The following is a 12,732-nucleotide window of genomic DNA, read 5'->3' on the forward strand; positions in this document are numbered from 1 at the left end:
GCGTCGTCGGGCCTACGCCGATTCGCGGAGCAGCAACCGGTGGCGCACCGTGCGCTCGACGGCCTCGCCCGAGCGCGGCAGCTCGCCCGCGAGCATGCCGAGCGCCAGGTCGAGGGCCTGGCCCGCGACCTCGTCGAGGTCGACGGCCAGCGTGGTGAGCGTCGGCGCGACGAGCGTCCCGAGCGGCAGGCCGTCGACGCCGACCACGCGGACGTCACCGGGGACGTCGACGCCGGCACGACGGCAGGCCGACAGCACACCGAGGGCCAGCACGTCGTTGAAGGCCAGGACCGCGTCCACCCGGCGGTGCTCGGCGAGGATCCGCTCCGTCTGTCCGGCGCCGGCCTCGGCGGTGGGTGCGGACGCGATGACGAGGTCGGGCAGGTACCCGCGACGCCGGAGTGCCGCGACCATGTGCTCCCCGCGCTGGCTCGGCACGCCGTCGGCGGCGGCGTCGAGCACGACGGGGTGCTTCACCCCGACGTCGACGAGGTGGTCGGCGAGGTCCTCGATCGCGGAGGTCGGGTCGATCCGGACCGCGGCGCGGGTCACCGGCCCCGAGGGGTCGAGTTCGACGACCGGGACCGAGCCGAGCCGTTCGATCCACTCCGGCGCACGGGACCCGAGGTAGCCGATCACGACGTCGGTCTGCGCGCCGAGGGACTCCACCATCCGGTCCGAGTCGCTCGCGAGCCCGACGTCGGCGAGCATGACGTTCCACCCGCGGGCGGCGGCCAGGCCGAGCACCGCGGAGGCGAGTGCCGGTGCGTAGGGGTTCCGCAGGTCGTTGACGACGAGCCCGAGCTGGTGGTCGCCACCCGTGACGAGCCCGCGGCCGAACCGTGACGGACGGTAGTCGAGCGCAGCCGCGGCCTGGAGCACGCGGTCCTTGGTCGCCGCGCTGATGCCGGACATGCCGTTCATCGCGCGGGTGACGGTCTGCCGGGACACCCCGGCGGCCGCGGCGACGTCGATGATCGTCGCGCGGCCGCCCGGGGTCAGGCGCGGAGGTCCAGCCATGCCACCTGTTCCGGGGAGAGGTCGACGGAGAGGCCGGTCATGGACGACCGGGCCTCCGCGATCGTACGGGGTCCGAAGAGCGGGAACGTCGGGAACGGCTGGTTGAGCACGTACGCCAGCGCGATCGCCGTCGCGGGGACACCGAACTGCTCGCCGAGTTCGCGCGCACGCCGGAGCCGCTCGAAGTTGTCGTCCGAGTAGTAGCAGCGGACGAGTTCGGCGTCGCTGGTGTCCTCGGGCGTCGCGCGGCCGGTGAAGAACCCGCGGGCCTGCGACGACCACGGCAGCAGCGGGACCTGGCGTTCCTCGAGCCAGGCCTTCGATGCCGCGTCGGTCGCGTGTTCGCAGCCGTCCCACGGCACGTCGTACGCCTCGGCGAGACCGAAGTGGTTGCTGAGCACCTCGAACCCGTGCTTGCCGTTGGCCCGTGCGTAGGCGTTCGCCTCGTCGAACCGTGCGGGGGTCCAGTTCGAGCCGCCGTACACGCGGATGCGCCCGGCTCGGCGGTGCTCGTCGAGCACGTCGACGAACTCCCCCACCGGGATGTCGGGGTTGTCGCGGTGCATCATGTAGATGTCCGCGTAGTCGGTTCCCTGGCGCTCGAGGCTCTCGAGCAGCTGCCGGGTGATCGACTCCGGGTCACAGTGCGGGGTGTGGGCGCCCTTCGTGATGACGACCACGTCCTCGCGGATCCCCCGGTTCTGGATCCACCTGCCGAGCCTGCCCTCGAGCACCCCGCCGCCGTAGATGTACCCGGTGTCGAACACGTTGCCACCCTGCTCGACGAACAGGTCGAAGATCGCGCTGGCGTGTGCCAGGTCGGGCTGGTTGTCGACACCCATCACCAGGCGGGACATCCGCTTGCCGACGCCCGGCACCTCGCCGTAGCGCATCGGGTTGCCGTCCTGCACGGTGAGCGGTCGGCCGGACACCGTCGGGATGTCGGCGGTCTCGGCCTCGAAGGGGTAGCGCAGGCCGATCGCCGCGCGCCACCGGTCGAGCGTGCGGGCCGTGGCGAGGGTCTCGTCGATGGTCATCTGCGCCGCTTCGACCCCGCCGGCACGCAGGGCGTCGGTGGTGGCGTCGGCTTCTCGGGCGTAGGGGTGCTCACCCGCGAACGACAGCGAGCGAGGGGGTTCGTCGACGGTGTGGATCTCGATGGTGGGGTCGTCGCCGAGGGTCCACGGGTCGGTGAGCACGATGCGACCGCGCGAGCCGTACACCGACACGGCGTTGTCGTCCTGCACGAAGACGCCGGTCCGGACCGTCGCCGTGGTCCCGCCCTTGTAGGTGAGCTGCGCGACCGTCCACTCGTCGACCCCGGTCGGCCCGAGCGTGCCCGTGGCGGTGAGGTCCACCGGCTCGGCGACGGCGACCCCGGTGGCGGCCTGCACGATCGCCGCGGCCATCGTCACCGGGTACCCGCCGACGTCGAGGATCCCGCCGCCGGCGGTGTCGACGTCGAACAGGCGACCGGTGCGCTCGCCCGTCCGGAAGGCGAACGAGGCGTCGACGTGTGTCACGTCGCCGATCACGCCGTCGCGGATCAGCTCGAGCAGCGCCGCGGTCTGCGGGTGGAAGCGGTACATGAACGCCTCGACGAGCGGCAGGCCGGCCTGGCGTGCGGCGTCGGTGAGCGCCATCGCGGTGCCGTGGTTCACGGCGAGGGGCTTCTCGCAGAGGACCGCCTTGCCGGCCTCGAGTGCGGCGAGCACGAGTCGGGCGTGCCCGGTGTGCACGGTCGACACGTAGACGGCGTCCACCCGCGGGTCGGCGAGGACCTCGTCGTAGGTCCCGGCGGTCACGTCCGCGAACCCGAACCCGGCGGCCTCGTCGGCGAAGCCCTGCGCCCGCTCGGCGGACGAACTGCCGGCCGCGACCAGGACACCCCCGCTGGCGGGCAGCTGCGAGAGGAAGCGTCGGGCGATGCTGCCGGGGCCGAGGACGGCCCACCCGGGGCGTTCGGCGGTGGTCGAGGTCGGGGTGGTGGCGGTGTTCGCCGTCTGCGCTGACATGCGGATCCTTGTCGTCTCGTGAACCTTCACGGTCGGCTCGACGCTAGCCGGTGCGGGAACGATGAGCAACGGTCCCGCGGCATTTCGTGAGCGTTCACGGCGACCACGGAGGAGCTGGCGTCCGCGCCCCCCGGAACTGCTCCTAGACTCTCGGCATGGCCAGTGCCCGCGACCGTGTCCTCGACAGCTTCGTCGCCATCGTGTGCGAGGAAGGTGAGCGTCCCGCCACGCTCGACGCCGTCGCCGCGCGCGCCGGTGTCTCGAAGGGCGGGCTGCTCTACCACTTCGGCTCCAAGGCCGCCCTGGTCGAGGGGCTCTGCGAACGGCTGTCGGACCTGTCCGCGATCGACGTCGAGCGCATGCAGGAGGCCGAGGACGGCGCCGCGCGCTACTTCGTCCGCAACTGCCTGTTCGTCGGCAGCGAGCTGGACCTCGCCCTGCTCGCAGCGAGCCGCCTGCAGCAGGCCGGTTACGAAGAGGCCGGACGGACCCTCGACGACACCGAGAACGCCTGGCTCGCGACCCTCGTCGACGCCCTCGGCGACGAGCCGACCGCGCAGGCCGTCAAGCTCCTCGGCGACGGGCTGTACCACCAGGCCTCACTCGGTGCCGCGAGCGAGGTGCGACCGAAGCGGGGCAGCGTCGACATGGAGACCCTGCTCACCGTCGTCGACCGTCTGATCGCGACGCGACCGGGAGCGTGAACCGGCACACCCCCGGCTGGGGATAGACTGGGGAACGATCCACTCGTCGACACCCGGAGGTATCCCGTGGGCCGCGTCATCGCCGCTGTTTTCTCGATCCTGCTGCTGCTGGTGTCGATGTACCTGTTCGGGTTCGCCTTCCAGGTGGAGTCGGGCCAGGCCTTCGTCTTCATGGCCGGCGTGCTCCTGATGAGCCTCTCCTTCTTCCTGCCGATCCACGTGTTCGGCAAGCGCTGACCAGCAAGCACAGACCAGCAACGCTGATCAGCAAGCACTGACCAGCAAGCACTGACCAGCAAGCACAGAACGGCCCCGCACCTCACCGGTGCGGGGCCGTTCTGTGTGGGGTGTCCGGCGCCTCAGACCAGGACGCGCAGGGACCGCAGCGTCACCGCGGTGCTGATCGCCGCGTGTGCGGCCTCGGCGCCCTTGTCCTCCTTGGAGTCGGGCAGTCCGGCGCGGTCGAGTCCCTGCTGCTCGTCGTCCAGCGTGAGCACACCGAACCCGACGGGCTTGCCGGTGTCGATCGCGACCTGCGTCAGGCCGCTCGTCGCCGCGCCCGACACGTACTCGAAGTGCGGGGTGCCACCGCGGATGATCACGCCGAGCGCGACCGCCGCGTCGAACCCGGCCTCGAGCGCGGTCTTCGCGACCACGGGCAGCTCGAAGCTACCGGGGACGGGGATGACGTCGGCCGTCGCCCCGAGCCGCTCGACCTCGCGCTGCGCCCCGGCGAGCAGGCCCGCCGCGATCGTGTCGTGCCACTGTCCGGCGATGATGGCCACCCGGATCCCGGTGCCGTCGACCTGGTCGCGGTCCGCCGCGCCTGCTCCGCTCATCGTGTCGTTCCTTCCGTGGGCGCTGCGGTCGCTGCCGCCGCCCGGTCTGCCGCGTCCAGCCACTCGGCGAGCGCGGCGATGGTGATGACGGGCACGCCCTCGCGCGCCCCGAGTCCGACGAGCGCCGGCAGCCGCATCATGCTGCCGTCCTCGTCGACGATCTCGCAGATCGCCGCAGCGGGCCGGAGTCCGGCCGCGGTGACGAGCTCGATCGCTGCTTCCGTGTGCCCGGCGCGCTCGCGGACCCCGCCCGGTCGTGCACGCAGGGGCACCACGTGTCCGGGGCGGTGCAGGTCGTCGCGCACCGAGGTCGGGTCGGCGAGGACCCGCAGGGTGCGGGCGCGGTCGTGGGCGCTGATGCCCGTGGTCACGCCGACGGCGGCGTCGACGGTGACCGTGTAGGCCGTGCCGCGGACGTCCTCGTTGTGCGCCACCATCGGCGGCAGGTCGAGGGCGTCGGCGATCTCGGTGCTGACCGGCGCGCAGATGAACCCGGACGAGTGCGCCACGGTCCACGCGATCCACTCCGGCGAGGCGAGCTCGGCGGACAGGATGACGTCGCCCTCGTTCTCGCGGTCTTCGTCATCGATGACGATCACCGGGCGACCGGCCGCGATCGACGCGATCGCGGTCTCGATGCTCGACAACCCGAGTGCCTGCGGGGCGGCACCGACCTCGGCGACCATCACCGGGCCTCCGATCCGACGGTCTCGAGCGACTGCGCCGCTGCGTCGAGCCGCAGCATGCGGCGGACGTGCCGGGCCAGGACGTCGGTCTCGACGTTCACCCGGTCACCGGGCACGCGGAGCCCGAGCGTCGTCGCCTCGAGCGTCTCGGGGATCAGGCTCACCTCGAACCAGGCCGCGTCGGGCGCGGTGTCCTCGGGCGAGACCGCGCTGACCGTGAGCGAGACGCCGTCGAGCGCGATGGAACCCTTGTCGACCACGAGCGGGCTGAGCGCCGGCGCGAGCGAGAACCGCACGCGCCGCCAGCCGTCACCGTCGGCCGTCTCGAGCACGGTGGCGGTGCCGTCGATGTGACCCTGCACGATGTGCCCGCCCAGGCGGTCGCCCACCGAGGCGGCGCGCTCGAGGTTCAGGCGGTCCCCCACCCGGAGTGCGCCGTGGGCGCTCATGTCGAGGGTCTGCTTCATGACGAAGGCGGTGAAGGTCTCGGGGGTCTGCTCGACGACGGTCAGGCAGACACCACTCGTCGCGATCGAGTCGCCGTGCCGGGCGTCCTGCACGACGACGGGGCCGTGCACGGTGAGCGCGACGGAGTCGCCCTGCTGCTCGACGGCGGTGACGGTGCCGAGTTCCTCGATGATGCCGGTGAACACTGGTGTCCTCTCAACGGGACTCCGGGGGCGTTCGACGATCGTCGGCATCGACGGACGGGTCGCACCCCACGGGTCGTGGGGTCGTCCTGTCCGCCCAGCGCGCCTCCCATCCGGACTTTCACCGTCGGTCCCGGAATTCCACCGGGTCAACCTCTGTCGGGTTCGCACCCGTCATCAGTTCGTGGACTGTCACCACCGGCTCGGAATTACACCGACCCCGGAGCGCTTGCGTAGTCGGAACGATACCCCAGGCCGCTGACGGCCGCGCCACGGTGGCAGCGCCGTCGTAACCGGGCGTCTCCCCCGGGCATGGTGACGAGGGGCGCCACGGTGTGACGCCCCTCGGTCACCCGCTGGTCAGTGCCGGCGACGGAGCACGAGCGTGCCCGCTCCGGCGAGGAGCAGCAGGAGCGCGAACCCGGCCGGCAGGACCGGCGAGCCGGCTCCCGTGTAGGCGAGCTCCGGCTGGCCGTCACCGGCAGTGGCGGCAGCCGCGACGGTCGCGGCGCTCGCCCGGGCCCCGCCGGTGGCAGCGGTCGTGGTGGTCACCACACCCGCCGTGGAGGCCCGGGTCGGCTCGACGACGCCGACCACGCCGACCGGGATGGTCGCCGTGCCGGGCGTGGTGCCGGTGTCGGTGCCCGTCCCGTCGGTGGGGACGGTTCCCGGGCCCGTACCCGGGTCCGTGCCCGGGTCGGTGCCCGGGTCCGTGCCCGGGTCCGTACCGGGGTCCGTGCCCGGGTCCGTACCGGGGTCCGTGCCCGGGTCCGTACCGGGGTCGGTGCCGGTGCCGGTGCCGGGAGTGGTGCTGGTGCCGTCACCGACGATGCCGATCCCGTTGCCGCCGATGGTGATCGGCAGGCTGATCACCGGGGTGACCTGGGTGCCGGAGAGCAGGCCGCCGTCGCCGGAGGTCGAACCGCCGGTCGTCGGGGTCGTGGTGCCGGTGGCCGGAGCCGTCGTGCCGCCGGTGCTCGTGCCGTCGCCGAGGACGCCGATGCCGTTGCCACCGATCGTCACCGGGACGTCGACGACCGGGGACACCTGCGTGCCCGAGGCCGTGCCGTCCGAACCCGAGGTCGAACCACCGGCCGCCGGAGCGGTCCCGGTCCCCGTGCCCGCGGCGGGCGCCGTGCCCGTCGCGGTGCCCGTCCCGAGCAGCCCGATGCCGTTGTCCGCCACCGTGACCGGGATCGAGACCACCGGGGACACCTGCGTGCCCGAGGCCGTCGCGTCCGAACCCGAGGTCGAACCACCGGCCGCCGGTGCAGTCCCGGTCCCGGTACCCGTGGCCGCGGCGGGCGTCGTGCCCGTCGCGGTCCCGTCACCGAGGACGCCGAGGCCGTTGCCACCGATCGTCACCGGGACGTCGACCAGGCCGGTCACCTGGGTGCCGGAGAGCAGTCCGTCGGTGCCCGAGGTGCTGGGTGCCGACCGTGCTTCGGCAGCCGGCGCCGGAGTGGCCGCCGCCGGGGCGGTCGACGTCGAGGTGCCGTCGCCGAGGACGCCGATCCCGTTGCCGGCCACCGTCACGGGGACGGTCACGGTCGGGGCGACCTGGGTGCCGGAAGCCGTGCCGTCCTCGCCCGAGGTGCTCGGAGCCGGAGCGGCAGGAGCGGCAGGGGCGGCAGGCGCCGGAGCCGGAGCCGGTGCCGGTGCTGCAGGCGCCGGAGCTGCCGCGGGTGCGGTGGCCGAGACGGCGTCACCGGCGACGGCCACGGCGTTGCCGCCGACCGTCACCGGTGCCGCGACGTCCGGCACCACCTGCGTGCCCGAGAGCGTGCCGTCCTCGCCCGACGTGCTGGGGGCAGGAGCGGTCGTGGCCGGAGCCGGAGCCGGAGCGGCGGGCGTGGACCCGGTCGCCGTCGACACTGCGTCGCCGAGCACGGCGATCGCGTTGCCGCCGAGGGACACCGGGGCGTCCACGGCGGGGGCCACCTGGGTGCCCGAGACGATGCCGTCGGCACCGGATGTCGTGGCCGCGTTCGCCGCAGCCGTGCCGCCGAGCGTGAGCCCGCCGACGAAGAGGGCGAACCAGAGCCCTCTGGAGACGTACTTGTTCATGGTCGTACTCCCTGATCGAGATCGTCACCGACCGCGGACGCAGCCGGGATGTGTGCGTGCCTGCCGTGGCGGACAGGCGCACCGATCTCAGTCAGGGGCGACGTCGTGCTCGCCGACGACGGATGCGGGGACCGCGTCGTCGGAGAGCGTGCCGCGAGACCCCGCGGCGAGGGAGACGATGTCGTCGGTCGAGCCGACGATGCCGACGGCTGCTGCGCCGCCGGAGGTCGAGGAGGCACTGCCGCCGAGCACACCGGCGTCGGCTCCGTCGAACGGGAGCCCGTGGCCCTCGCCGTCCGCGGGGACGAGCAGCGCGCGCCCACCGAGGGTCGCGTCCTGCGCCTCGACGGCCGCGACGAGCGGGCCGACCGTGGCCGTCGTGGCGACTGCGGCGACCGGCTCCAACGGGCGGAGCCCGGCGGACCGGTGGCCCACGGCACCGGCGGCGACGGCGCGTGCGGGCGCCGAGGTGCCCTGCGCGGGGACCGTTCCGGGCCGGACGGGGGCGTTCGCGACCGGCACCGACGGGACGGGCCCGGCGGACGGGTTCGAACCGCCGCCCACCGGGAGCGCGGGGACGTCGACGACGGGGGCCGTGCCTCCTGGCAGGGTGCCGCCGACGGACGGGACGACGCCCCCGACCACGTCGGGGACGGTGCCCACGGTCGTGCCGACCGAGCCGAGCGTGTCGTCGACGAGGCCCGCGACCGGGCCGGTGACGGTGCCGAGGGTGTCGTCGCCGAGGACCGTGCCGACCACCGGGACGCTGCCGACCACGTCGTAGACGGTGTCGACGACGGCGGTCACGGGGCGCGTGTCGGTGACGTGTTCCACGGTGCCGGTGACGGGGCGCAGGACGTTCGCGACGGTGTCGGTGACCGGCCGGGAGGCACTGGTCACCTGGTCGACGACCTGTCGCACCGGGCGCGTGGCCGGGCCGGCCGCGGGGGCGGTCGTGGTGGGCGCGGCAGCCGGGGTGGTCGCGGCCGGAGCGGGGCTCGACGGTGCGGCGGGGGGCGCGGGAGCCGGGGCAGGTGCGGGCGCCGCGGGCACCGGAGCGGGTGCGGGCGCGGGGGCCGGAGCGGGCGCAGCAGGAGCAGGTGCGGGTGCAGGTGCAGGTGCAGGTGCAGGTGCAGGTGCAGGTGCCACGGCCTTGCGGACGGGAGCCGTCACGCCGCCGACGACCTTGCCGACCTCGCCGGTCACGCCCTGCACGGTGCCACCGACGCCGTCCACGACGCTGCCGACGAGGCCGCGCTGCTCGGTCGGGACGGCCGAGGTCGTCGCGGCGGAGGCCGGTCGCGCGCCGAGCAGCAGGGACAGCAGCACGAGGGCGGCGAGGGTCCCGACGCCCAGCAGGACGATGCGGAGTGCGGCGCGCCAGGGTGCGCGCAACGGGTGGTCCATGCGCTCACCTCCTGATCTCGGCTGCGCACGTAGAGTGGTTGACCGGCAATGTACGCCGATCCGGTCCGGAACACACCCCGTTTCGGAAGAAATTCTCAGGAAGGGCCGTCCGTGGTCTCGATCTTCAACGCTCCGACCCGCAACCTGGACATCGTCACGCTGCACGAGATCCTGCGGCTCCGCCAGGACGTCTTCGTCGTCGAGCAGGAGGCCGCGTACGGCGACATCGACGGCCGTGACCTCGAGCCGGGCACCGTGCAGTTCTGGGCCGGCAACGGTTCGGTGGACGCGACCCTCCGCCTGCTCCGCGAGCCCGACGGCACCGAGCGCATCGGCCGGGTCGCCACCGCGAAGCACGCCCGCGGCCAGGGACTCGGCGGGCAGCTCATGGAAGCCGCGATCGCCGAGTCCCGCTCGCCGAGCATCGCCCTCGGTGCCCAGTCGCACCTGGAGCAGTGGTACGGCCGCTTCGGCTTCGTGCGCTCGGGGGACGAGTACCTGGAGGACCGCATCCCGCACATCCCGATGACCCGGAAGCGCTGACCCGGGGTTCCGCGCGTCAGGCCCGCCAGCGCCGCAGTTCGTCGAACGAGCGGCCCTGGGTGGCCCGGTCGGCGACGAGGCGTTCGAACACGATGTTCGTCTGCGTCGTCGCCACCGAGGGGTCGCCGCTGAGTTCGTCGGCGACGAAGTCGCGGAGCTGCTCGGTCGACTCGCACGCGATGTGCACGAGGAAGTCCTTGTCCCCCGCCAGGAACGACACGTCCTGCACGACGGGCACCCGCAGCAGGCGCTTGGCGAAGTCCCGCAGTTCGTGGCGGGCCGCGGCGTGCACCCGGACGGACACCATCGCCTCGATCGAGAACCCGAGCCGGGCGACGTCCACCTCGGCCCGGTAGCCGCGGATCACCCCGGCGTCCTCGAGCGCGCGGACCCGTGCCAGGCAGGTCGACGGCGCGATGCCGACGGCGGCGGCGAGCCGGTTGTTCGGGATCCGGGCGTCGGCCGACAGGGTCCAGAGGATGCGCTCGTCGACCTCGTCGAGGCGCGGAGCGGGGTCGGGGCGACGTGCGGGACGGTCGGACACGGCTCGACGCTACCGCGGCGGCGCGAGCAGGGCGCGGAGGGCGTCCTCGAGCGCGGCCGACACGACGGCGTCGTCGGCGGATGCCAGCGGTTCCACCGCGGTGGACTGACGGAGCATCGACATCCCGAGCACCACCGCCAGCGCGATCTCGGCACGGACGAGCAGTTCCTCTGACCCCGCGCCGCCGACCGTGCCCGCGAGCCGTTCGGCGTACCGGCGCAGCGTCTCCCGGCGGATGGCATCGGCACCGTCGTCGCCGGAGGACCGGAGCAGGAGCATGAGCTGCAGTGAGTCGTCGTCGGTCGGGGCCCGCACGATGTGCGTGATGATGCCGGTCAGCGCCCGTTCGAGGCCCTGCTCGCTCGTCTCCTCGGCCCCCAGGTCGCGGACGACCCGGTCGAGGCAGGCGCGGAAGAGCCCCTCCTTCGAGCCGAAGTACCGGTTGATGAGGGCGACGTTCACCCCGGCGTCCCCGGCGATGTCGCGCACCGTCGTCGCGCGGTACCCGTCGAAGGCGAACCGACGCCGGGCGGCCTGCACGAGCAGGAGTCGGGTGGCCGCGGCGTCCTTACTCATGGAGCGCAGCCTACCGGTCCTCACAGAGATGTAAGCAAGCGTTGACATGCTCCCCCGAGCGCGTACGCTCGTCATGTCAGCAATTGTTTACATCGACGACCACGACGACACGGAGCACGATGACCGACACCATGCAGAGCCCACGGACCGGCTCGCACCCCACCACCGACGGACGCCGGCCGAACAGCACGGCGATCATCGTCTACCTGTCCCTCGGCGGCCTGTCCTTCGCCGTCCTGCAGTCGCTCGTCGCCCCGGCACTGTCGACCATCGGGCAGGACCTCGGCGCCTCCACCAGTGCGACGAGCTGGGTACTCACCGCCTACCTGCTCTCCGCCTCGGTGCTCACGCCGATCCTCGGTCGCCTCGGCGACATGATCGGCAAGCGCAAGGTCCTGATCGTGGTGCTGTCGATCCTGCTCGTCGGCGCCGTGCTCGCCGCCCTCGCACCGAACCTCGGCGTCCTGATCGTCGGGCGCGCGCTGCAGGGTGCCGCGGGAGCCGTGATGCCGCTGTCGATCGGCATCGTGCGTGACGAGCTGCCGAAGGAGAAGGTCAGTGTCACGATCGGCCTGCTGTCCGCGATCTTCGGCATCGGCGCCGGTGTCGGCATCGTCGCCGCTGGACCCATCGTCGAGCACCTGTCCTGGCACTGGCTGTTCTGGCTCCCCGCCGTGCTCGTCGTCATCGCACTGCTCGGTGCGGTCTTCGGCATGCCGGAGTCCCCGGTGCGGAAGCCCGGCCGCCTGGACATGGCCGGCACGTTCGTCCTGGCGGTGTCGCTCGTCGCGATCCTGCTCGCCGTCAGCGAGGGCGAGACCTGGGGCTGGGGCGACGGCAAGACCATCGGCCTGCTGGTCCTCGGCGCCGTCGCTCTGGTCGTGTTCGTCCTCGTCGAGCTCCGGGTCGCCGAGCCGCTCATCGACGTCCGGCTCTTCGCGGTCCGCGGGGTCTGGACCGCCCACGTCGTCGCACTCGTCTTCGGGTTCGCGATGTTCGGCACCTTCGTCCTCGTGCCGACGCTCCTGCAGCTCCCGACGGCGCTCGGCTACGGCTTCGGCAAGGACGTCACCCAGGCCGGTCTCTTCCTGCTGCCGACCGTCGTGATGATGGTCGTCGCCGGGCCCATCGCGGGCATCCTGGTGCGCAAGGTCGGCCCGAAGCCGCCGATGCTCATCGGCGGGTTCGCCATCGTCGCCGCGTTCGTGCTGCCGGCGATCGCACACGCCGAGCTGTGGCAGGTGGTGGCCTCCGGCGTCCTGACCGGCATCGGCATCGGCATGGCCCTCGCCGCCTGCTCGAACGCGATCATCGAGAGCGTCCCCGCGAACCAGACCGGTGAGGCCATCAGCGCCAACACGGTCGTCCGCACCATCGGCTCGAGCGTCGGCACCGCCGTCATCGCAGCGCTGATCACCTCGCACAGCACGCCGCAGGGACTGCCGACCGACGACGCGTTCACCATCGGGTTCTGGGCGTGCACCGGCGTGGCGGTCGTGGCCGTGCTCGCCGCGCTCGCCGCGCCGTCGATGCGCGCCCGCCGCGCAGCGGCCGCCGCCCGTGGGATCGACGACCTCGAGGAGGTCACCGAGTAGGGCCCTGGTCCCGACCACCCGGGAGGCCCGTCCAGCGTCGTCGACGCGGGGCGGGCCTCCCGTCCGTCGCACAACCTGGGAACGTA

At 73.0% G+C, this 12,732-nt stretch carries 12 protein-coding genes, 1 pseudogene and 1 riboswitch; of the genes and pseudogenes, 4 read left to right on the forward strand and 9 right to left on the reverse strand.

Annotated features, from left to right (window positions below; all coding sequences use genetic code 11):
• Window positions 1-12: 12 nt before the first annotated feature.
• Both HQQ79_RS12605 and HQQ79_RS12610 read right to left on the reverse strand, forming a co-directional pair.
• A complete protein-coding gene (locus tag HQQ79_RS12605; protein ID WP_173034693.1) occupies window positions 13-1,020 on the reverse strand; it encodes a LacI family DNA-binding transcriptional regulator in 1,008 nt (335 codons plus the stop codon).
• On the reverse strand, window positions 999-3,035 hold the full coding sequence (locus HQQ79_RS12610) for an aldo/keto reductase (RefSeq protein WP_173034695.1): 2,037 nt from the start codon (window positions 3,033-3,035) through the stop codon (window positions 999-1,001). Before HQQ79_RS12610 ends, HQQ79_RS12605 begins: the two co-directional genes overlap by 22 nt.
• A 155-nt stretch (window positions 3,036-3,190) precedes the next feature.
• Here HQQ79_RS12610 and HQQ79_RS12615 point away from each other — a divergent pair, with 155 nt between their 5' ends.
• Both HQQ79_RS12615 and HQQ79_RS12620 read left to right on the forward strand, forming a co-directional pair.
• Window positions 3,191-3,739 carry a TetR/AcrR family transcriptional regulator gene (locus HQQ79_RS12615; RefSeq protein WP_027466318.1) on the forward strand — a complete coding sequence of 183 codons (549 nt, stop codon included), beginning with the start codon at window positions 3,191-3,193 and terminating at the stop codon, window positions 3,737-3,739.
• 66 nt (window positions 3,740-3,805) lie between these two features.
• Window positions 3,806-3,976, forward strand: coding sequence for a hypothetical protein (locus HQQ79_RS12620; protein WP_017888559.1), 171 nt, complete (start codon window positions 3,806-3,808; stop codon window positions 3,974-3,976).
• A gap of 122 nt (window positions 3,977-4,098) precedes the next feature.
• Here HQQ79_RS12620 and ribH read toward each other — a convergent pair whose 3' ends face one another.
• The 5 genes and pseudogenes from ribH to HQQ79_RS18425 form a co-directional block, all read right to left on the reverse strand.
• The gene (ribH, locus tag HQQ79_RS12625; RefSeq protein WP_027466317.1) at window positions 4,099-4,578 is read right to left on the reverse strand and encodes a 6,7-dimethyl-8-ribityllumazine synthase; all 480 of its coding nucleotides are present in this window, start codon (window positions 4,576-4,578) and stop codon (window positions 4,099-4,101) included.
• Between the two features lie 53 nt (window positions 4,579-4,631).
• Window positions 4,632-5,264, reverse strand: a pseudogene (gene ribB, locus HQQ79_RS12630) (3,4-dihydroxy-2-butanone-4-phosphate synthase); the annotation flags it as partial.
• Window positions 5,264-5,917: a riboflavin synthase gene (locus HQQ79_RS12635; RefSeq protein WP_071247477.1), complete on the reverse strand. Its 654-nt coding sequence runs from the start codon at window positions 5,915-5,917 to the stop codon at window positions 5,264-5,266. The pseudogene ribB and the gene HQQ79_RS12635, both read right to left, overlap by 1 nt.
• A 94-nt stretch (window positions 5,918-6,011) precedes the next feature.
• Window positions 6,012-6,146: riboswitch (FMN riboswitch) on the reverse strand.
• 128 nt (window positions 6,147-6,274) lie between these two features.
• Window positions 6,275-7,981, reverse strand: coding sequence for a hypothetical protein (locus HQQ79_RS12640; RefSeq protein WP_173034699.1), 1,707 nt, complete (start codon window positions 7,979-7,981; stop codon window positions 6,275-6,277).
• A gap of 87 nt (window positions 7,982-8,068) precedes the next feature.
• Entirely contained in the window at window positions 8,069-9,388 is a 1,320-nt protein-coding gene (locus tag HQQ79_RS18425) for a hypothetical protein (protein ID WP_216852504.1), read from the reverse strand.
• 111 nt (window positions 9,389-9,499) lie between these two features.
• Between HQQ79_RS18425 and HQQ79_RS12655 the strand changes: the two genes are divergently transcribed.
• On the forward strand, window positions 9,500-9,931 hold the full coding sequence (locus HQQ79_RS12655) for a GNAT family N-acetyltransferase (protein WP_173034703.1): 432 nt from the start codon (window positions 9,500-9,502) through the stop codon (window positions 9,929-9,931).
• 16 nt (window positions 9,932-9,947) lie between these two features.
• On the opposite strand, the gene HQQ79_RS19190 is transcribed toward HQQ79_RS12655, so the two are convergent.
• Window positions 9,948-10,475, reverse strand: a complete 528-nt coding sequence (locus HQQ79_RS19190; RefSeq protein WP_027466312.1) for an Lrp/AsnC family transcriptional regulator — start codon at window positions 10,473-10,475, stop codon at window positions 9,948-9,950.
• 9 nt (window positions 10,476-10,484) lie between these two features.
• On the reverse strand, window positions 10,485-11,051 hold the full coding sequence (locus HQQ79_RS18960) for a TetR/AcrR family transcriptional regulator (RefSeq protein ID WP_111022213.1): 567 nt from the start codon (window positions 11,049-11,051) through the stop codon (window positions 10,485-10,487).
• A 119-nt stretch (window positions 11,052-11,170) separates the two neighbouring features.
• On the opposite strand from HQQ79_RS18960, the gene HQQ79_RS12670 reads away from it, so the two are divergent.
• Window positions 11,171-12,646, forward strand: a complete 1,476-nt coding sequence (locus HQQ79_RS12670) for an MFS transporter (protein WP_071247493.1) — start codon at window positions 11,171-11,173, stop codon at window positions 12,644-12,646.
• Window positions 12,647-12,732 lie beyond the last annotated feature (86 nt).

It is taken from the genome of Curtobacterium sp. VKM Ac-2852, from assembly GCF_013205045.1.
Classification (GTDB): Bacteria; Actinomycetota; Actinomycetes; order Actinomycetales; family Microbacteriaceae; genus Curtobacterium; species Curtobacterium flaccumfaciens.

Bases quoted from the DNA above. Each gene is read 5' to 3' on its own strand.
- HQQ79_RS12605 (WP_173034693.1), bottom strand. From the start codon at position 1,020: ATGGCTGGACCTCCGCGCCTGACCCCGGGCGGCCGCGCGACGATCATC.
- HQQ79_RS12610 (WP_173034695.1), bottom strand. From the start codon at position 3,035: ATGTCAGCGCAGACGGCGAACACCGCCACCACCCCGACCTCGACCACC.
- HQQ79_RS12615 (WP_027466318.1), top strand. From the start codon at position 3,191: ATGGCCAGTGCCCGCGACCGTGTCCTCGACAGCTTCGTCGCCATCGTG.
- ribH (WP_027466317.1), bottom strand. From the start codon at position 4,578: ATGAGCGGAGCAGGCGCGGCGGACCGCGACCAGGTCGACGGCACCGGG.
- HQQ79_RS12640 (WP_173034699.1), bottom strand. From the start codon at position 7,981: ATGAACAAGTACGTCTCCAGAGGGCTCTGGTTCGCCCTCTTCGTCGGC.
- HQQ79_RS18425 (WP_216852504.1), bottom strand. From the start codon at position 9,388: ATGGACCACCCGTTGCGCGCACCCTGGCGCGCCGCACTCCGCATCGTC.
- HQQ79_RS18960 (WP_111022213.1), bottom strand. From the start codon at position 11,051: ATGAGTAAGGACGCCGCGGCCACCCGACTCCTGCTCGTGCAGGCCGCC.
- HQQ79_RS12670 (WP_071247493.1), top strand. From the start codon at position 11,171: ATGACCGACACCATGCAGAGCCCACGGACCGGCTCGCACCCCACCACC.